Source organism: Allobosea sp. 05T433, assembly GCF_056396065.1.
In genome coordinates, this window is record NZ_JBFTKS010000031.1 from 1 (window position 1) to 18,160 (window position 18,160).

Annotated in this window: 16 protein-coding genes and 1 pseudogene; 9 read left to right on the forward strand and 8 right to left on the reverse strand. The window is 65.6% G+C overall.

All coding sequences use genetic code 11. The features are described from left to right. Nucleotides 1–124: 124 nt before the first annotated feature. Complete coding sequence (locus AC1DGP_RS29430; RefSeq protein ID WP_476832857.1) at nucleotides 125–2,362, reverse strand: calcium-binding protein; 2,238 nt, start codon at nucleotides 2,360–2,362, stop codon at nucleotides 125–127. Between the two features lie 284 nt (nucleotides 2,363–2,646). On the opposite strand from AC1DGP_RS29430, the gene AC1DGP_RS29435 reads away from it, so the two are divergent. Beyond that, nucleotides 2,647–2,964 (forward strand): hypothetical protein, encoded by a 318-nt coding sequence (locus AC1DGP_RS29435; protein WP_476832858.1) that lies wholly within the window; start codon nucleotides 2,647–2,649, stop codon nucleotides 2,962–2,964. Nucleotides 2,965–3,720: 756 nt separating this feature from the next. Here AC1DGP_RS29435 and AC1DGP_RS29440 read toward each other — a convergent pair. Next, nucleotides 3,721–3,960 (reverse strand): hypothetical protein, encoded by a 240-nt coding sequence (locus tag AC1DGP_RS29440; RefSeq protein ID WP_441506892.1) that lies wholly within the window; start codon nucleotides 3,958–3,960, stop codon nucleotides 3,721–3,723. Between the two features lie 439 nt (nucleotides 3,961–4,399). Here AC1DGP_RS29440 and AC1DGP_RS29445 point away from each other — a divergent pair, with 439 nt between their 5' ends. Then, nucleotides 4,400–5,422 carry a methyltransferase gene (locus tag AC1DGP_RS29445; RefSeq protein ID WP_476832859.1) on the forward strand — a complete coding sequence of 341 codons (1,023 nt, stop codon included), beginning with the start codon at nucleotides 4,400–4,402 and terminating at the stop codon, nucleotides 5,420–5,422. A 104-nt stretch (nucleotides 5,423–5,526) separates the two neighbouring features. Here AC1DGP_RS29445 and AC1DGP_RS29450 read toward each other — a convergent pair whose 3' ends face one another. Further along, nucleotides 5,527–6,030, reverse strand: coding sequence for a YciE/YciF ferroxidase family protein (locus tag AC1DGP_RS29450; protein WP_441492931.1), 504 nt, complete (start codon nucleotides 6,028–6,030; stop codon nucleotides 5,527–5,529). Nucleotides 6,031–6,445: 415 nt separating this feature from the next. On the opposite strand from AC1DGP_RS29450, the gene AC1DGP_RS29455 reads away from it, so the two are divergent. From AC1DGP_RS29455 to AC1DGP_RS29465, 3 genes are all read left to right on the forward strand, one after another. Next, complete coding sequence (locus AC1DGP_RS29455; RefSeq protein ID WP_441506895.1) at nucleotides 6,446–7,582, forward strand: glycosyltransferase; 1,137 nt, start codon at nucleotides 6,446–6,448, stop codon at nucleotides 7,580–7,582. 148 nt (nucleotides 7,583–7,730) lie between these two features. Further along, nucleotides 7,731–7,913 (forward strand): hypothetical protein, encoded by a 183-nt coding sequence (locus AC1DGP_RS29460; protein ID WP_441506896.1) that lies wholly within the window; start codon nucleotides 7,731–7,733, stop codon nucleotides 7,911–7,913. Nucleotides 7,914–7,923: 10 nt separating this feature from the next. Beyond that, a complete protein-coding gene (locus AC1DGP_RS29465; protein WP_441492929.1) occupies nucleotides 7,924–8,133 on the forward strand; it encodes a hypothetical protein in 210 nt (69 codons plus the stop codon). Between the two features lie 37 nt (nucleotides 8,134–8,170). On the opposite strand, the gene AC1DGP_RS29470 is transcribed toward AC1DGP_RS29465, so the two are convergent. The 3 genes and pseudogenes from AC1DGP_RS29470 to AC1DGP_RS29480 form a co-directional block, all read right to left on the reverse strand. Further along, the gene (locus tag AC1DGP_RS29470; RefSeq protein ID WP_441492928.1) at nucleotides 8,171–8,296 is read right to left on the reverse strand and encodes a hypothetical protein; all 126 of its coding nucleotides are present in this window, start codon (nucleotides 8,294–8,296) and stop codon (nucleotides 8,171–8,173) included. A gap of 185 nt (nucleotides 8,297–8,481) precedes the next feature. Then, a pseudogene (locus AC1DGP_RS29475) lies at nucleotides 8,482–9,506 on the reverse strand (SDR family oxidoreductase). Nucleotides 9,507–9,708: 202 nt separating this feature from the next. Further along, on the reverse strand, nucleotides 9,709–10,674 hold the full coding sequence (locus AC1DGP_RS29480; protein ID WP_476777295.1) for a LysR family transcriptional regulator: 966 nt from the start codon (nucleotides 10,672–10,674) through the stop codon (nucleotides 9,709–9,711). Nucleotides 10,675–10,801: 127 nt separating this feature from the next. Here AC1DGP_RS29480 and AC1DGP_RS29485 point away from each other — a divergent pair, with 127 nt between their 5' ends. From AC1DGP_RS29485 to AC1DGP_RS29500, 4 genes are all read left to right on the forward strand, one after another. Continuing rightward, a complete protein-coding gene (locus tag AC1DGP_RS29485) occupies nucleotides 10,802–12,043 on the forward strand; it encodes a cytochrome P450 (protein ID WP_476832860.1) in 1,242 nt (413 codons plus the stop codon). A gap of 242 nt (nucleotides 12,044–12,285) precedes the next feature. Further along, complete coding sequence (locus AC1DGP_RS29490; protein ID WP_441506900.1) at nucleotides 12,286–13,452, forward strand: hypothetical protein; 1,167 nt, start codon at nucleotides 12,286–12,288, stop codon at nucleotides 13,450–13,452. A 296-nt stretch (nucleotides 13,453–13,748) separates the two neighbouring features. After that, nucleotides 13,749–15,431, forward strand: coding sequence for a SulP family inorganic anion transporter (locus AC1DGP_RS29495; protein WP_476770415.1), 1,683 nt, complete (start codon nucleotides 13,749–13,751; stop codon nucleotides 15,429–15,431). Between the two features lie 129 nt (nucleotides 15,432–15,560). Beyond that, nucleotides 15,561–15,887, forward strand: coding sequence for an ATPase inhibitor subunit zeta (locus AC1DGP_RS29500; protein WP_441506902.1), 327 nt, complete (start codon nucleotides 15,561–15,563; stop codon nucleotides 15,885–15,887). A gap of 56 nt (nucleotides 15,888–15,943) precedes the next feature. On the opposite strand, the gene AC1DGP_RS29505 is transcribed toward AC1DGP_RS29500, so the two are convergent. Further along, the gene (locus AC1DGP_RS29505) at nucleotides 15,944–16,771 is read right to left on the reverse strand and encodes a universal stress protein (protein WP_441506903.1); all 828 of its coding nucleotides are present in this window, start codon (nucleotides 16,769–16,771) and stop codon (nucleotides 15,944–15,946) included. Nucleotides 16,772–16,956: 185 nt separating this feature from the next. Next, nucleotides 16,957–18,156, reverse strand: a complete 1,200-nt coding sequence (locus AC1DGP_RS29510) for a M23 family metallopeptidase (protein ID WP_476832861.1) — start codon at nucleotides 18,154–18,156, stop codon at nucleotides 16,957–16,959. Between the last annotated feature and the right edge of the window lie 4 nt (nucleotides 18,157–18,160).

Consider the following 18,160-nt stretch of genomic DNA (forward strand, 5'->3'; position numbering starts at 1 on the left):
CCGATGAACCTTTGCTGCCGGCATCGGCTGGCCCGAAAACCGGAAACCACTTTTCGGGCCGATGAACCTTTGCTGCCGGCATCGGCTGGCCCGAAAACCGGAAACCACTTTTCGGGCCGATGCCTTAGATAAACAGCGGATCGGTCGAGAACGGCGCGGGCGCCGGGCCGAACAGAAAATCATCCTGGTTGAGAAAAACCTCCTGCCCAAAGCTCTCGAAGAGCGTGATCTGCCCGCGCTCCGAGGTGATCGTCGTCTGGAAGTCCTCGGTGACGATCGAGAGGTCGGCGAATTGCAGGCCGCTGCCGCGCAGGTCGAACAGGTCCGAGCCGTCCTGGAAGCCGGAGACCGTGTCGCCGAAGAAACTGCCCTCCGTGCTCCAGCGCCCGGTTCCGCTGTAGACGAAGAGGTCCTGTGCATTGTCGAGATCGAAGCCGAACTCGTCGCGGCCGGCCTCCATCTGGTCGTCGGCCACACCGCTGACCAGCCGATCGGAGCCACCTCCCCCGTTCATGCCCGAGCCGACCGCGCCGGCATGCAGTTCGTCATTGCCGGCATCGCCCTGCAGGCTGTTGTCGAAATTGCTGAAGGAGCTGTCGCTGCCGAAGAGGACGTCGTCGCCCTCGCCGCCCGAGGCGACGCCGCCGCCGTCACTGGTCGCGAGCGTCAACCGGTCGTTGCCCGCCTCGCCGAACAGATTGTCGAAGCCGCCCGGGCCGCCATCGAGGATATCGTCGCCGGCGCCGCCATGGATCTCGTCGCTGCCGCCAAGCCCGGTGACCTGGTCATTGCCGCCAGCGGCGAAGATCCGGTCATCGTCCCGCGTGCCAGTAATGACATCATCGCCATTCGTGCCGGCGATGACGAAGTCGGTGTTGGTGAAATCGCCGGTCGTGAAGCTCTGCAGGCCGGCAAACTCGACCGTGAAATCATCGGCATCGAGCAGGCCGTCATCATTGGTGTCGGCCACCAGGAACGTATTGCCGGCACGCTGGATATAACCCAGCTGCGTCAGCTCATCGCCGCCGCCCGGCAGGGCCGCTCCGATCCGTGGATTGGCCTCGATCTGGCCGACCCAGGCGAAATCGCCGCCGGAGAGCTGGAGCACATCGCCGTCGGCCAGTCCGGCACGCTGGAAATCGGCAACGAAATCGCGCACCGAGAAGCTCGAATCCGGCTGGAAGGCGCCGGCGTTGAAGTTGAACTGGTCGTTGCCGCCGCCGCCCTCGATCCGGTCGGCGCCTTCTTCGCCTTCCAGCTCGTCGGCGCCCGCGCCACCGCTCAACTGATCGCTGCCCCGGCCACCGAACAATTCGTCGGCGCCGGCGTCCCCGAACATCGCATCGGCGCCGTCGCCGCCGAACATGTCGTCGTCGCCGATGCCGCCCGAAAGCGTGTCGGCCCCATCATCGCCGTCGACATTGTCGTCGCCGGCACCGCCGGACACCGTATCGTTGCCGTCGCCACCCGCCAGCCCGCCGTCATCACCCGCGCCGCCATCGATCGTGTCATTGCCGGCATCGCCTGTCAGGAAGTCGCGGCCTTCGCCGCCATTGATCGTGTCGGCGCCATTGCCGCCCTGGATGAAATCGTTGCCGTCCCCGCCCGTCAGCGTGTCAGCGCCGTTGCCACCTTCGATGTTATCGTCGCCGCCGCGGCCATTAATCGTGTCGTTGCCGCCAAGCCCCAGGATCGTGTCGTTCCCCTGGGTGCCGTTCAGCGTATCCGCGCCATTGCCGCCGGCGATCACAAAATGCGTGCTGCCGAAATCCGACTGGACGAGATTGAGCTGGCCGTTGAGGCGGATCGTGAGATCGCCCTCGTCATAGCTGCCATTGTCGTTGCTGTCGGCGAGCACAAAGGTGTTGCCGCCGTTGAACGCATAGGAGATGGCCGCCAGCCCATCGCCGCTGGTCCCGATCGCGCTGCCGAGCGTGGGCATGGCGTTGAGCTGCCCGCCGAAGCTGAAACGCGTCGCGGGGCTGAAGGCGTCGAACTCCAGCGTGTCGCCAATGGCGTTTCCGGCGCCCTGGAAATCGGTGACGATATCGGTCAGGGCCGCGGTCGAGGTTCCGCCGAACGGGTCCCATTCGAACCGGTCATTGCCGCCGCCTCCGGTCAGCATGTCGGCGCCTGCGATCTCGAAATTGGAGTCGCCCGCCAGCGTGTCATTGCCGGCGCCGCCCTGCAGCACGTCGGCGCCGCCTCCGCCGGCCAGCTGATCGTCACCGCCGCCGCCGTCGAGCGTATCATTGCCGCCGAAGCCGAGGATGAAATCGGCGCCCGCCAAACCACGGATGAGGTCGGCGTCTTCCGTTCCGAAGAGCGTGTCGTCTCCCGTTGTGCCGTCGATATTGGCCATGATCCTGCTCCGAATTGGTGGAAATGCCCCTAGGAGCCCACGGACTTTTCTTGGCGGGCGGACGCTGATGCTCGGATCTGGGCGAGTCCGTCCTCCGCCGTCTCGTCACGATCAAGCGGGCGAGGTTCGGCCCCGCTTGGGAGTGGCGCTGTCTATCAGCAGCCCTCGCGCGCGAAGCTGACAGGTCCTGTCAGCGAAATGTCAGTTTGGCGGATGTAGGATGGACCATTGACCGCGAAGAACGGCGGGTATGGCCGAATTGCGACCGGGTTGAGGATGACGCGATGGTTGAGGGTGGTGAACCGGCCATAAGGCCCTGGCGACATCAGGTCCTGGTCGTTGCCGAGGGTGACGATTTCCTCTGCAGGCTCGAGGAGATGGACGCTTGGCTCGAGCGCTGGAAGATCACGTACCGCGCCGTCTCGGTGAAGCGGGACAAGGGCGCCATACGGGTCTGCTTTCGTGAGGCGAGCCTCGCCCACGCCTTCCATGAGACGCTTGGCGGCGAGCTCGTTCCGCCTGACGCGCTCGCCGCCGCCCTGGCGGCCGATCCCTTCGCCGAGACAGGAAGGCCGCGGCTGATGAGAGCGCCCGAAGTGTGATCAACGTCGCGTCGGGCCTGGGCTCCTCTGCCCGGCTCCGCGCTGCAAATCCGCGCGCCGCATGACTGCGCGGCGCGGAGGGCCGATGTCGGTTCTCGCAATCCTGCCGTCCGTCAGCACCGCGCCGCTCAATAGCCCAGCGCGCGGAGCAGGACGATCCGGAACGGATGCGTGAACGCGTAGAACACGAGAATGATCGCGATCATGGCCCCGATCCAGATATGCCTGCCGGATCGGGGCATCTTATCCAGGACTGTGCCGGCGCTGTCCCGTCACCGGGTCAGCGGCGCCAACACGGCTGCTGCGAGGATCACGACGATCGCTGTCCGGAACAGAACCCAGTGACAACGGGTCATCGTCAGGTCAGATCTTGATTGCGCATTCATGGGCAAACTCCCTCACGCACTCAACGACGGGGCGGAGGCTCGCGCCGTTGCCGGCAAAGGACAAGCAGAAACGCATGAATTCGACCTTTTGAGGCGCAAGTATTCGGCAGCAGTTGCTTAAGCGCCACACCCGAAACGCGGCACCGAAATGCAATCGTAGGTCGATTTCTTGACGCTCCCTACCCCGAATGCCAGCGCGCGCCGCGAATACTGGAATGACAGCCAGACGGCTGGCGGCGGGCTTCAGGGAAGCCGGGTCAGAACCGGTGTCACGACCCAACGGTCCCTGGGCAGCCTCGGGGCGACCTCCCCTGGGCCCTTCCAACGCAAACTGGCCCCGCCCGCCAAGGGCCACCAGTAGCCGCAACGATCAGGAGACGACCTTATCCGCCAGATGCGATCCCACCCCCGCGCTCACACCCATAAAGGTCGAAAACTGTAAAGTATCACCCCAAGATTCGACATGGAACATAATGAGATACGGCAAGGCCAAAGCCATCATAAATGCGGAACCAAACAGCACCCTGAAACTCTTCTCATGAGCTATGGCAAGTTCTCTAAACCTGCTCCCATAAGCCAGGACAAGCGCTCGTAACTTAGCAAAATTCACGATGCCCCCATTTCCTGTCCGCAGAACGCTCCGAGCGCTCCATTGGTGATATCGAGGGGTTGCATCTGATCTGTCGCATCGCGCGACTTGGCGGGCCCGGCTGATCAGCCGGACGATTTCGCCGGGCATTACGGAGATGGCCTTGGCGGCATCCGCGGATCGGCTCACCCCGCATGACCCGGCGCAGTCTTCTGCGCCCCTTGCCTGCCATGACCCGAGCCTCCTGCCCGCATAATGCTTCGGCCTGGACGCTGAATCGCAAGCTGCAGCTCATTCCTGCAGAATGCGCCCATGGGTTGCAATATCGACCAAAGGCGAGCCGCGCGCCTTTCCGACGAGGGGGTTGATGCGGCGGGGTTTGCGGCCACCTGTGCTAGGATCGGCATCGCCAGGGGCCGTGGTTTCCCCGGGGGCGATACCGACGAGCACGAGGGCCATCATGTCCGGGCTTGATCCGTCGCATATCATGCAGGTCGGGATGGGGTTCTTTGCCTCGAAGACGCTGCTTTCCGCCGTCGAGCTGGGGCTTTTCACGACGCTCGCCAAACAGCCGATGACGGCTGGCGAGATCGCCGCTTCCTTGCAGCTCAGTCCGCGCGCCATCCCGGATTTTCCCGATGCGCTGGTCGCGCTCCGATTTCTCGACCGTGACGGCGACGGCCCCGGGGCGCGCTATGCGAATACGCCCGACAGCGCCTTCTTCCTGGACCGGAACAGCCCGGCCTATATCGGCGGCATCCTGGAAATGGCGAATGCGCGCCTCTTCCGCTTCTGGGGAGACCTCACCGAGGCTCTGAAAACCGGCAAGCCGCAGAACGAGACCAGGCATTCCGGAGAATCCGTCTTCGCCACGCTCTATGCCGACCCGGCGCGGCTCGAGCAGTTCATGAACGCGATGTCCGGGATCTCGGCCGGCAATTTCAAACTGTTTGCGGAGGCTTTCGACTTCTCAAGATTCAGCAGCCTTTGCGATGTCGGCGGCGCGACCGGGCAGCTCTCCTGCATGGTCGCGGCCGCGCATCCGCATATGCGCTGCACCAGCTTCGATCTCCCGAAGGTCGTGCCGATCGCCCTGCGCCGGATCGAACAGGCGGGCCTGAGCGACCGGGTCGCGGCGGTGGGGGGCGACTTCTTCGCCGATGCTCTGCCCAGGGCCGATGTCATCACCATGGGGATGATCCTGCATGACTGGAACCTGGAGAAGAAGAAGGCGCTGATCCGCAAAGCCTATGACGCCCTGCCGCCGGGCGGCGCCTTCGTGGTGATCGAGGCCCTCATCGACAATGCGAGGCGCGAAAATGCCTTCGGCCTGACGATGTCCCTCAACATGCTGATCGAGTTCGGCGATGCCTTCGACTATTCCGCTGCCGACTTCGAGGGCTGGTGCCGCGAGGTCGGTTTCCGGAGGTTCGAGACCATGGCGCTGGCCGGCCCGTCGAGCGCCGCGATCGCCTATAAATAGCGGGATTGCCGATCGCGCTCGTCGCGAGGTGCCGTCTGCAGGGAGGACGCCCCAGCTCCGCCGGATCGGGTGACCCGGCGGGACCGGTCAGGGCGCGGGATCGGCTACGCTGCCTTGCGGTTGATCCCGGATTCGGCGAGCTTGCTGAGCTTCTTGTCGGCCGCGAATTCCTCGTCGAGATTCTGCTGTAGCAGGGTGGCGCAGTCGTTGCGGCCAAGCTGCTTGGCCCAGGCCGTCAAGGTGCCGTAGCGCGTGATCTCGTAGTGTTCGACGGCTTGCGCGCAGGCGATGATCGCGGCATCGACCACCTGCTTGTCGGCGACCTCACCCAGAACCTCGTCGGCTTCCTCGAGGATGCCGTCGATCGCCGGGCAATCCACGCCCTTCGCCTCCGCGCCATGTTGCTTGAAGACCTGTTCCAGCCGCTTGATATGACCTTCGGTTTCGCCGCGATGCGCGGTCAGCCCCTGCTTCAGCTGCGGGTCCGTGGCCTTGTCGATCATCTTCGGCAGCGACTTGTGGATCTGCTTCTCCGCGTAATAGATATCTTGAAGCGTGTGGACAAAGAGATCGTCCATCGTCTTGATGTCCTTAGAAAAAAGTCCCATTCCGTCCTCCTAGTTCTGATCCCCGCCGACGCCGGTTGATCGGGCGCGCTTGCTGCCTGACCAACGTATTGGCCGCCGGCCTGTTCCACGCCGCCGGGGCTTTTGGCCATGGCGAAGGAACCCGGCTGTCAGGGTCTTGGCTGAGCTGCTCGCCAGCCATGCCGCTTCGACAGGTTGTCAGCGATTGGGGGGAAGCCGTCCTGCGACGGGACGTTGTGGCCGCTCCGCCGCTGCGGAGCAGCGCCTCGCCGCGTCGCGAAAACCTCGTTCATTCATGGAGAAGGCAACAAAAAAGGAGCGTCGCCGCTCCTTGCCATTCCAACGCTATAGCGTGCCTGGGGGCTTGCGGCAAGACGCCGGTCACCCCCTATGAACGCTGCCCTCGACCTGAACCATGGGGAAAGGGAATAGCGAAATGCGTATCCTATTATCGACTTACGGGTCGCGCGGCGACGTTGAACCGATCGTGGCCCTGGCGGTGGAGTTGCGGGCACTCGGCCTCGAGGTGCGGTTATGCGCGCCGCCGGACGCGGAGTTCGCAACGCTGCTGGCCCGTGCCGGCATCCCGTTGGTACCCTTCCGCAAATCGTGGCGCGCATGGGCGGAGCAACCCTCGACCGCGGAGGAGCGGGTCGTGAGCGTCGACGCCTTCGTGGCCGGGTTCATCGCAGCGACCTATGACACCCTCGCCGAGGCAGCCGAGGGCTGTGACATGCTCGTCGCGAGCGGCATGTTGCATTTCGTCGCGCGGTCGGTGTCCGAGACGGTCGCCGTCCCTCACCGGTTCGCGATCTTCTGTCCGAGTTTGCTGGACGCCCAGGGCTGGCACGCGCAGGTCGGCGCGCCGATCAACGCCCATCGGGCGTCGATCGGCCTGCCGCCGGTGGAGGACCTCCCGGCCTTCCTGTTCACCGGTCGGCCCTTGGTGGCAGCGGACCCGACCCTGTGTCCCGAAGTGACGCCCGGAGCGCTTCCTGTCATCCGAACCGCGGCATGGATATTGCCGGACGAAAGACCACTCCCGGCGAATCTGGTGGCGTTCCTGGATGCCGGCGCAGCGCCCGTCTATGTCGGCTTTGGCAGCATGCGCGTCCCCAACGACAGCGCCCGTGTCGCCATAGAGGCGATCCGCGCGCAGGGCCGCCGTGCTCTCGTCGCCCGGGGCTGGGCCGACCTGGGCTTGATCGACGACGGCGCCGACTGCCTTGCCATCGGCGAGGTGAACCAGCAGGCCCTGTTCGGTCGCGTGGCCGCCATTGTCCATCATGGCGGGGCGGGTACGACGACGACGGCGTCCCGGGCCGGCACGCCTCAGGTCGTTGTCCCCCAAGCGGTGGACCAGTTTCACTGGGCTGCCAGGGTGACCGAACTCGGCATCGGAGCTGCGCACGATGGCCCGACTCCGACCTTCGCGTCGCTGTCGGCGGGGCTCGGTACAGCCCTGAGGCCTGAAACCGGTGCCAGAGCAGCCACCCTGGCGGGCGCGATCCGCACCGACGGGGCGGCGTCAGCCGCGAGGCTGCTGGTCGATGCGACATTCGACGGCTGGTGAAGCAGGCCGCCAGGGACAGGGCGCGCGTGCTTCTGGGAGGTGCCGGCCATTCGCTCATCTGAATGATGACCGGACCGCCGTTGTCGTGGAACCTCGCTTAGGGCCCGACGTTTCCTGCGCAGCCGGGCCCGACAACACGGAGGCCACCATGCGAGACGGTTACGGACGGAAGATCCCCACGACGGATGCGGCAGCCATCCTCCCCCACGGACGGGGCGAGCAGGGCAAGAACCAGGACAACCGGGGCGAGCGCATGCGCGATCGCGCCCCCTCCGGGCAGAGCCCCGAGAAGGCAGCCGAGCGCCCTCCTCCCGGCATTTGCGAAACCTGAGGTGATGACGATGACAGCCGAGAAGCATACCGACGCGCCGGTGCCCTATCGGACGGCGCAACGGCCGGGACAATCGGGCGCACCGGAACAGCGTCGCCCGGGCCCGAGCCCCTTGTCGAAGCATCAGACCGGGCCGCATGCCCCGTTCGAGGCCGATGAGCACGACAGCGCCGCCACGATCAGACATGGGGGCCAGCCTGAGCCGAAGAAGCCGGGCTGAGGCCTGGCCTGGGCCATGGCGGGGCTGGGCCCAGGGCTCAGTCCCGATAGATGCGTGGCGCGTCCTGGACGCTGGGCACGGTTCGGAACATCCTGACCCCGAAGCCGGCCACAAGCGCCAGTACGGTGAGCCAGATCAGGATGTCGAGAAAGCGCGAGCGCATGACAGGTTTCGCCCGGCATCGATGAGGACTGCAACTGCAACCCGGGCCGGCGCCATCCGGTTCCGCGCGACGTTGCAGAAAAGGTGATACGATCGTGTCCTCGACAGGCATACCCGGTGAGGTGTTGCTGAAGCTCGGATTTCCCGAAAACCGACTCCCTGAAGCATCGGCTTTTCGGGCCGATGCTAGTAGCCGCCGATGATCGGGAGGATCTCCCCGGTGATGTAGCTGGAGCAGTGCGGCGAGGCGAGGAAGACATAGGCCGGGGCGATTTCCTCCGGCTGGGCCGGGCGCTTCATCGGTGTCTGCGCCCCGAATGTCGCGACATCCTCGGCCGTCTTGTCGGATGGATTGAGCGGCGTCCAGACGGGACCGGGCGCGACCGCATTGACCCTGATCCCGCGCGGCACGAGATGGGCGGCGAGCGAGCGGGTAAAAGCATGGATGCCGCCCTTCGTCATGGAATAGTCGATCAGCGCCTCACTGCCCATCAGCCCGGTGACGGAGCCGGAATTCACGATGGCGCCGCCGACTTTCATATGGTCGAGGGCCGCCTGCGACATGTGGAAATAGCCGTAGAGATTGGTCTTCAGCGTCGTGTCGAAATGCTCTTCGCTCAGATCCTCGAAACGTGGGGAATGGACCTGGAAGGCGGCGTTGTTGACGAGCACAGCTTGCCGAAGGTCTTGACGACCTTGGCCACCGCCTTCCGGCAGAAGCCTGAATCCCGGACATCGCCGGGGATGACGAGGCAGCGCCGCCCCTCGGCCTCGATCGCCTGCCCGGTCACCTTCGCGTCCCCGGCCTCGCCGAGATGCAGGATCGCGACATCGGCACCCTCGCGCGCGAAGAGCACGGCGACCGAGCGTCCGATCCCGGAATCGCCGCCCGTGATGATGGCGACCTTGCCCTCGAGTTTGCCCGAGCCCTTGTAATAGGGCGCATCATACATCGGGGCCGGATCGAGCACGGCCTCCGAACCCGGCTTGGCCTGATGCTGCTTCCTGAAGGGCGGCTCGGGATAACGTCGCGCCCCAGCCTGCATCGCGCCGGATTTCGCCTCTGCCGGCTTCGCATCCGACCGCGCCACCTGCCTCTGGATCCGGCGCTGCTGCTGGATCGCGGAATTTGTCGCGCTGTTCGGCTTTGCCGGGCTCCTGGGTTCCGCTTGTGGCTTGGTCTTGGTCTGAACCTTGCTGGATTTCGCCATCACGGCCTCCGTGCAATCGCATTCCGGAGTTGAACGGGCGCCGCGGGCCCGGGTTCCATTGCCGGTGCGGGATCGGCGCGCTCTGTTCGGGCGTCCGTCCTGATCGCCCTGCTCGCCACCGAGCTGCACGGTGACGCGTTCTCCCCCTGTCCTCCGAACACGCAGCCGCCTCAGCCTCTCCGTGAACTGCCCCTCATCCCTGTCAGCCCCTGTCTGTCGGTAGCGGCTCCTCTTCGTCCTGCCGTGCGACGAAACGGCCATTCGCGAGGCCAGGCGCGGAGCGCAGCAGTGCCAGCAAATGGAGCGTGGCGGGGCTGAGATAGCCGCCTCGGCGCAGGACCGCATAAATCGGATTGGCGACGTGCAGGTCCGCGACCGGAATCGTCGCGAGCGAGCCAAGCCGCCGCTCCTCGTCGATCGCGCTTTCTGGCAGCAACGCGATGCCGAGACCGGCCTCGACCAGCCGCTTCATCGCGTTCAGGCTGTCGATCGATGTCCAGCGGACCTCGCCGATGCCACGCGCCTGAAACTGCGCGAAGATGTTGTCCGCGAAGGTCTCGCGCTGATCATAGGCATTGCGGAACGCAAACCAGGGTTCATGGCACAGCGCCGCGAGCGATCCGAGCCGTTTGCCCGCGAAACGATGCTGGGCGGAACAGGCCACGACCATTGTCTCGGAGGCGATGTGCTCGCAGACGAGATCTGGTGCGATGTCGAGGAGATAGCGCAGCCCGATCATCGCTTCGCCGCGCCGGACCCGGTCGCTCACCTCAGCGCTGGTCGCGGTGCTGATCGAGAGATCGACCTTGGGATGATCGGCAGCGAAGCGCTTGAGAACCGCGGTGAGGTTCGTCCCGGCTAGCGTGCCCACTGCCACGATCGCGACACGGCCGGCGACCTCCGTGCGCAGCGCCTTGATCGCGCTTTCCGCGTCGCGCAGCGCCGCAAGCACGCGTTCGGCGTGCGGCAGCAGCGCGCGGCCGGCTTCGCTGAGCACCACGCCCCCGGACGCGCGCTCGAAGACCGGCACGCCGAGTTCGTCCTCGAGCAAGGCGATGCGCCGGCTGATCGCCGGCTGCGAACGGCCGAGTACCTCCGCGGCGCTGGAAAAACCATTGGCCTGATGGATGGTGACGAAAGTCAGAAGCGCTTCGTTGTCCAGGCCCATGAAAGACACGCCCATGCAAAAAACTGATCGGCCTTAGAGAAACTATGATTTCGACGGATGCCTGGGCAAGCGCTATCGAAGAGGAAGCAAAGATGGCGCCGCGGCGCGAACCGGACGGAGCAGCACCATGACGGCGAGGATTTCGGCGCCTGCAGCCCCTGCTCCCGCGTTATCTCAGTACCACTCCCCGGCCCATGTTCGCGCTGCGCCATCGCATCCCGATCCATACCCCTATTACGGCCGGCTCGCCCGCGAACGTCCCTTCTCCCGGGACGAGGCCAATGGCTGGTGGGTGGCGGCGAGCGCTGCCGCGGTCACCGAAGTCCTGACCAGCGCGATCTGTCTGACCCGCCCCTTGAGCGAGCCCATCCCTGCGGCGCTGCAGGGCGGCGCAGCAGCGGAGATCTTTGGCCGGCTCGTGCGCCTGCGGGATGACGAGGCGCGGGGCAGGCTGAAGGAGGCGGTCACGAACGCCGTGCGCGGCCTCGATCTCGGCGAGGTCGCGGCCCTGGCACACAGGCGTGCGGCCGAGCTCGACGACGAACTCGGGCCGAGGCTCGATGAAGCGACCACGACGCAGTTCATGTTCGCACTGCCCGTGCAGGTCATCGCGCTGCTGCTCGGCATTCCCCGCGAACGCTTCGGCGACGTCATGGGGTGGCTTGGCGCCTATGGGACCGCAGCCGCAGCTGCTGGAACCGGAATTCCCGCGCTGACGCCCGACTTGCTGACATCAGGACATCAAGGCGCGCAGGCGCTGTTTGACCTCGCCAGTGCCGTCGGGAAGGCCGACGCGCAGCGGGGCCCGTTATTCCAGGCGCTGCTGCGCGAAGCGACGCGTTTCGGCTGCGACGACGAAAGGGATGTGATCGCCAACGCCCTTGGCTACATGGTCCAGGGTTTCGCCGGAATGGCCTCGCTGATCGGGTTGACGCTGCTCGCACTGGCCCGGCGGCCGGAACTCCTCCGGCAGGTCGAGGCCGATCGGACATGCCTGCGGCCGCTCATCCAGGAGGTGGCGCGCTGCGATACCGTCACCAGCAGCACCTTCCGTTTCATGGCGCGCGACGGCAGGATTGCCGGACATAAGCTTCGTCAGGGCGATCTGATCATCGTGCTTCTGGCGGCCGCGAACCGCGATCCCGCGCTCAATCCCGAGCCGGATCGCTTCGATATCGCGCGCAGGGACCGCAGATCCCTGGAGTTCGGCGCCGGTCGCCATGTCTGCCCCGCGGACAAGGTCGCAGCTCTGATCGTCGAGATCGCGGTCGGGCATCTGCTGACGCGCGGCGTGCCGCTGGAGCGCCTGGAGGCCGGCCTGTCCTATGCCGCCTCGGGGCATGTCCGCACGCCCTTGTTCAAGCGCTGAGTGGCTGTCCGCGAAACGGAACCCCTGAAAAGCCGATAGTCCATGCTGCGCCCATGCCAGGCGTCCAGCGGCGGCAACGCGGCACGCACAACATCTCTCGCCGGATCACGCCCTGACGTAACGGCGCTCTTGCCGGCTCGCATGAAGCTGCTAGCATCCGCGTAAGCTCTTCCTGCGCCTACCTTCCCCCGACATTCCAGTGAATCCGACGTTTCTGCGTTCCCTGAGCGAGATGCGGCCCAATGGACAAGAAGCTTACGCCACCTTCGCTCAAGGAAATCGTATCGCAATTGCGATATGACTGGTTCGGCAAGGATGTGCAGCAGACTCCGACCGTCAGCTATGTTTGGACCGCCGATCAATTCGGTCATTTCGGCCTCGGCTTCCAGATCACCTTCCTGTTCAGCTGGATACTCGCCGCCCTCTTCACCGATCTTCCGGCCTGGAAGACTGCGATCATCGCTGCCCTGCTCAATATGCTGCTCTGGATCGTCAAGGAGGTGCTCGACATCGTCCGCGAGCGCCGGCGCCAGGGCCCGCTCTTTCCGTTCAACCGCCGCGAGCTCTGGTGGAATGTCGCGACCGCGCTGTTCTTCATCGGCGCGGGCGCGATCGTCGCCGGCGCCTCGGGGCTCGGCGGCGTCCAGGCCATCGTCGCGCTGCTGGTCATGCTCGTGCCCGCCACGCTGCTGGTGCTCTGGTGGGTGAAGCGCAAGATGACCTTCCAGCAGGTCGGCCTGCCCTTCCTGTTCCGCCTGACCAATCTCTGCTCGACCATAGAAAGGCCGGATCCCGGCTACCGCGACGCGCTGATCGCCCTGTCGGAGCCGCCGACGAAGGGCGCGAACGCGCCGCGTTTTCCGCATGTGCTGCTCACCGGCACGGTCGGCTCGGGCAAGACCTGCCTCGCCTGCGGCATCGGCACCGAATACGCCTTCCGGCTCGGGATTGCGCGCTACACCACCCTGGTGAAGCTGTTCGAGGCCGCGGTCGAGCGCAAGGAAGACGCCGATTCCGGCCACCCGCCGCTCGAGGAACAGGATGGCCGCATCCTCTGGCCCTGGCGCAATGTCGACCTGCTCATCGTCGACGATGTCGATGCGCTCCTGGTCGAGCCGCCGCTGCCGAAGCCGACCACGGCGACTGCGGCCGAAGCCACGGCAAAGCGCCCGGTCGACCAGAGCGCGCTGCGCAGGATCGTCTTCAACCAGCTCGCGATCGTCGGCATCCAACGCTTCCGGACGCGGCGCACGGTCTGGGTCGTCAGCGATCCCAGCGAGGCGGAGGAGTGGCGCAACACCATTGCCGAGGCGCTCGGCCTGCCCGTGGGCGACGACACCGCCCTGCCCGTCATCCGCCTGCTCAGGGACGAAAAGGCGCTCGCCGCGATGGCCAAGACGCGGGCTTAGGCAAGACGAGGGCCTGGGCAAGAGGCGGGGCTGGGCAAGACCGGGGTCGGAGGGAGGCCGGAGCGAGTGGATTGAATCGGACGTCTGGCTCCCGCACGGGCGTCCTACTGGCAGGGAAGACCGACGCGGTCCAACCGGTTAGCGGGCTGCCGGAATGCCGCAGGAGGGTGGCTTCCGGACGTCGAGCGCATCGGCACGGCCGGGCCGGATCGCGCCAGAGGAGACGTTCGGTCTCCTTTGCATATTCCGAGCTTTCGAGCTTACGTTCAGTGGCTGTGTCAATGCAGGCTGGTTCAATGCACGAGAACGACCAGAATGCCGGTGGGCTCCGCTTTGACGTCGTCGCGGGGCTTACGGCGGCTGCCGTCGTGCTGCCCAAGGCCATGGCATACGCTACTGTGGCGGGCCTGCCGGTGCAGGTTGGCCTCTACACATCCCTTGTGCCAATGGCCGTCTACGGATGGCTCGGCTCCTCCCGCGTGCTCAGCGTCAGTTCCACCACCACGCTCGCGATCCTGACTGGCGCCCAGCTCGGTGCAGTCGTCCCGGACGGCGACCCGGCCAAGCTGCTCACCGCGACGGCGACGCTGACCGCCCTGGTTGGCGCCTTGTTGCTGCTCGCCAGGCTCGTGCGCCTGGGCTTCCTCGCCAATTTCATCTCGGCACCGGTCCTCACCGGCTTCAAGGCCGGCATCGGCCTCGTCATCCTGCTGGACCAGGCCCCCAAGCTCTTCGGAGTGCACATCACCAAGCAGTCCTTCTTTGCCGACATTCTAAGCGTCGTGCGCGCGCTTCCGGAGACGTCGCTGCTCACTGCCGCAGTGGCGGCGGCGACCGCGATCGTTCTGATCGGGATGGAGCGTCTGAAGCCGCATTCACCCGCCCCACTCATCGCAGTGGCCACCGCCATCGCAGCGTCATGGATCTTTCACCTGGGCGCTCAGGGTGTCTCGACCGTAGGGCATATCCCGCAGGGCCTTCCCTCAGTGACGCTCCCCGATCTTGCGTTGGTGCAGCAACTGCTGCCGGGAGCGCTCGGGATTGCCCTGATGAGTTTCACCGAAACCATTGCTGCAGGCCGGGCTTTCGTTCGACCTCGCGATCCTCCGATCAATGCCAATCGCGAGCTGGTGGCGACAGGCGCAGCCAACATTGCCGGCTCCTTGCTCGGCGCGATGCCGGGCGGCGGCGGCACATCGCAAACGGGCGTTGTTCGCGCGGCGGGCGGGCGAACCCAGGCTGCCTCGCTGGTGACAGCGGCGGCGGCCCTTGCAACCATGCTCCTGTTCGCACCTTTGCTCGGGCTCCTTCCGAATGCCACGCTGGCAGCCATCGTCATCGTCTACTCAATTCCGCTTATCCAGCCGGCGGAGTTCAACGCCATTCGCAAGGTGCGCAGGATGGAGTTCGGCTGGGCGATCGTCGCAACCATTGGCGTCCTGATCTTTGGAACCCTTCAGGGTATCGTCATCGCGGTCATCCTTTCGCTGATCGGCCTGGCCAGCCAGACATTCCATCCCCGGATTACGGTCATCGGCCGCAAGCGCGGAGCCGACGTGCTCCGCCCTCTCGATCCTGAAAACCCTGATGACGAAACCTTCGAGGGGTTGTTGATCCTGCGGCCGGAAGGGCGGCTCTTCTTCATCAATGCCCAGGATGTGGCTGACCAAATCACCGCTCTTGTTGGTCAGCATAAGCCGCGGGTCCTCGCGCTCGACTTCAGCCGCGTTCCTGACATCGAGTACTCGGCCCTCCAGATGCTGCAGGAAGGCGAGAAGGGCATGACGGAACGGGGTGTCATCGTCTGGTTCGTGGGCCTCAATCCTGGCGCGCTTGAGGTCATTCGCCGTGCAGGTTTGGACACGCTGCTCGGCCCGGACCGGTTGCTCTTCAACGCACGCGCCGCCATCGAACGCTACACGGCGTTGAACGCGCTATCGGCAAACGCTGCCGGATTGGTTCCTGACCCAAAAGCGTGAGAGGCCGATGTCCAATCGGCTTTGTCGACATACGATCCCGAGCCTGCATCTGCTCCAGCGATGCAATCCATCGGGCCACGAGCATACTGAGGAAGGCGCATTCAACGGCCCGCAATCGGAGAATTTCGAATGACCAGTTCCAACGATGTGCAGAGGACAATCATCCGCAACAAGCTCCTCGGCAGGTGGGCCGCCGAGAAATTGGCACTCACGGGCCGGGACGCCGATGCCTATTCGGATGACCTCGCCAGAAGCACGGTCGATCCCGAGCGCAGTGACGTGTTCAGCAAGATCCGCAAGGACTTTGACGCCGCAGGCGTGGCCCAATCGGACGAGCAGATTCTACGCGTCATGACCGAATTCATGCTCAAAGCAGGGAGCCTCATGCCGACAACGCGGGGTGGTTCCCGCGATGCTGCAGCGGTGATGCTCGCACGCAATCTCCAGTCGGGCTGAGGCCGGCTGTAGATTGGCTGGCGGCGGCGGTTCCGGCCTGGGCGCGGGTGCGCGGATCAGGCCTCCCGGACCAGGAGCACGTCCGCATCGACGCCCCGGAGCACGCCTTCGGCATGGCTGCCGATCGCATCCTGCACCAGCCCCCGACTGCGATGCGCGCCGACGACGACGAGACTGACGCCGGTCTCCTGCACCTGCCGCTTGATCACATTGACCACGGCCCCATCGTCCAGGACCAGCTCGATGCGATCCCGCACGGCCTGCGGAAGCTCTGCCGCCGCCAGGAACTCCGCCATGTCCTCGGCAGCCTCGGAGTGCAGATGTTCCGCCGCACCTTCGACCTTGTAGCGACCGGTCGTCGCCTGCGGGTTGACGTGGAGCAGCACGAGACGTGCCGTCGGAAAGAGCGCGGCGGCGGTCAGCAAGGCCGCGCGCGAGCACTCGGAGAAATCGGTGGCGACGAGGATGCGGTCATAGGGGCGCTCCGCCCGCTTGCGGACGACCAGCACCGGCACGGAGGCATGGCGCACGATATGGTCGACCGCCGTCCCGGTGACATAGTCGCCGAGGCTGTTGAAGCGCGCGACACCGGTGATGATGACGCCGCTGCCGCGCTCCACCGCCAGATTTGCCAGCACGCTCGGAGCCGAGCCGACCCGGACGACGAACTCAGCCTGCGCCGCCGTCGGCGGCAGCTCGGCGCGCAGCCGCGCCGTCGTTTCCGCCAGGTTCGGAACCGCGTCCTCGAGGACATGGGCGATGGCGAGCCTCGCCCGCCATGCCTCGGCAAGGCGCAAGGCGCGTTCGAGCGGGCGATCGGCCCTGGCCGAAAAATCGCTGGCGAACAGGACTTCAACGGGAGGCGCTTTGCTCGTCTCAGCCATGTGAACACCTCACTCCGGAATCGCGATGATCTCTTTGGCGCCTTGGATAGCATGCCGGTCTGCCGCGATCATCCGGTCGCCCCAGCCGGCGCAGGTTTGTCTCCTCCGTTGCGCCGAGTGGCGTGACAGCCGAGAGGGACTGCCAGGCGCCCGACCGGAGCCCGCTATCCCCTCGCCGCGGCCTTTCAGTTGCCCCAGTCGACAATAGTGAGATCAAGCGGAAGCGCGCGCCGGATCGCCAGAGGGGGCACGAGCGGCGTCAGGCTGACAGGCGAGCCGGTTTCCGCCGCCCGGTCGAAATCCGCAGTGCCCGCCAGATCGACCGCCTTCACCGTGGCGGCCTCGAAGACATAGGGCAGGCCATTGGCGAGAAGTGGCGAGGGCCCGTCCATGACATGCAGGTGCAGATGCGGCTCCGAACTGTTGCCGGTATTGCCGACTGCGCCGATGACATCGCCGCGGCGCACCCTGTCGCCGGTCCTGACGCGGACGCTGCCGGGTTGCATATGGGCGTATAGCACGAAGGCGCCACCGCCGATATCCAGCACTGCGAAATTGCCGTCGGCCTCGCCGATCGGCAGCCCGTCGGGAAGCGCTCCGGGGACCTGATCGGCAAGATCGGCACGCATATCGACGATGGTGCCGTCGCTCACCGCCAGGATAGGCTGGCCATAGATGTGATAGCTCGCGACCTGCTTCCTATCGCCCGCGAAGAGTCGGCCATCCCCGCCAAGCTTCTCCCAATCGATGGCAAAGCGCTGGGCGAGACGAAAGGCGCCGTTCAGCGGCAAAAGGGCCCGGACATGCCGGGTGGAATCGCAGCAGCCGTCGCCCGCGATATAGTTTTCGCCCCGAAGCGGCGGCCCCAGAACCGGGGGCGCCGCTGTCGTGACTGCGGTCGCGCCAAGCTGGATCGCGGCATCCGCCTTGAACTGATCGAACCAGGCATCGACCTTATGCGTCAGCCGCTGCGGTGCCGCGCGCCCCTGCGGCAGCGCGATGTGGAGAAAGGCGACCCCGTATTGATAGCCGCCCAGCTCCGCCGACTCATTGCCGCGCCGGCCACCGGGGGAGAAACGCCGCGCGATCTCGGCCTCGTCTAGCGTCGAGAGCGGCTCCTTGTCGTCGTCGCCATAGAGCGTGAACCGCTTCATCACGACGCGCTCGCCGGTCACATTCGAGAGCTGCAACTCGTAGACGATATGCTGACGACCATCGGAGCCGAGCACGGGCTGCGGCGCGAACAGGACCTTGCCGATGAGCCCCGTCAACGTCACGCCCTGCTGCGGGGGGGCCGCGGATTGCGCCCGGGCCGTGCCCGACAAGGACAGCGGGACCACGGCAGCGATTGCCGCAAGACGCATCATTCCGGTCAATGGGTACATGGCA

Excerpts from the sequence above, each read along its gene's own strand:
- AC1DGP_RS29460 (WP_441506896.1), top strand. The coding sequence starts at position 7,731 with ATGCGAGACGGTTACGGACGGAAGATCCCCACGACGGATGCGGCAGCC.
- AC1DGP_RS29435 (WP_476832858.1), top strand. The coding sequence starts at position 2,647 with ATGGTTGAGGGTGGTGAACCGGCCATAAGGCCCTGGCGACATCAGGTC.
- AC1DGP_RS29430 (WP_476832857.1), bottom strand. The coding sequence starts at position 2,362 with ATGGCCAATATCGACGGCACAACGGGAGACGACACGCTCTTCGGAACG.
- AC1DGP_RS29485 (WP_476832860.1), top strand. The coding sequence starts at position 10,802 with ATGACGGCGAGGATTTCGGCGCCTGCAGCCCCTGCTCCCGCGTTATCT.
- AC1DGP_RS29465 (WP_441492929.1), top strand. The coding sequence starts at position 7,924 with ATGACAGCCGAGAAGCATACCGACGCGCCGGTGCCCTATCGGACGGCG.
- AC1DGP_RS29505 (WP_441506903.1), bottom strand. The coding sequence starts at position 16,771 with ATGGCTGAGACGAGCAAAGCGCCTCCCGTTGAAGTCCTGTTCGCCAGC.
- AC1DGP_RS29490 (WP_441506900.1), top strand. The coding sequence starts at position 12,286 with ATGGACAAGAAGCTTACGCCACCTTCGCTCAAGGAAATCGTATCGCAA.
- AC1DGP_RS29450 (WP_441492931.1), bottom strand. The coding sequence starts at position 6,030 with ATGGGACTTTTTTCTAAGGACATCAAGACGATGGACGATCTCTTTGTC.
- AC1DGP_RS29480 (WP_476777295.1), bottom strand. The coding sequence starts at position 10,674 with ATGGGCCTGGACAACGAAGCGCTTCTGACTTTCGTCACCATCCATCAG.
- AC1DGP_RS29445 (WP_476832859.1), top strand. The coding sequence starts at position 4,400 with ATGTCCGGGCTTGATCCGTCGCATATCATGCAGGTCGGGATGGGGTTC.
- AC1DGP_RS29495 (WP_476770415.1), top strand. The coding sequence starts at position 13,749 with ATGCACGAGAACGACCAGAATGCCGGTGGGCTCCGCTTTGACGTCGTC.
- AC1DGP_RS29510 (WP_476832861.1), bottom strand. The coding sequence starts at position 18,156 with ATGTACCCATTGACCGGAATGATGCGTCTTGCGGCAATCGCTGCCGTG.
- AC1DGP_RS29455 (WP_441506895.1), top strand. The coding sequence starts at position 6,446 with ATGCGTATCCTATTATCGACTTACGGGTCGCGCGGCGACGTTGAACCG.
- AC1DGP_RS29470 (WP_441492928.1), bottom strand. The coding sequence starts at position 8,296 with ATGCGCTCGCGCTTTCTCGACATCCTGATCTGGCTCACCGTACTGGCG.
- AC1DGP_RS29500 (WP_441506902.1), top strand. The coding sequence starts at position 15,561 with ATGACCAGTTCCAACGATGTGCAGAGGACAATCATCCGCAACAAGCTC.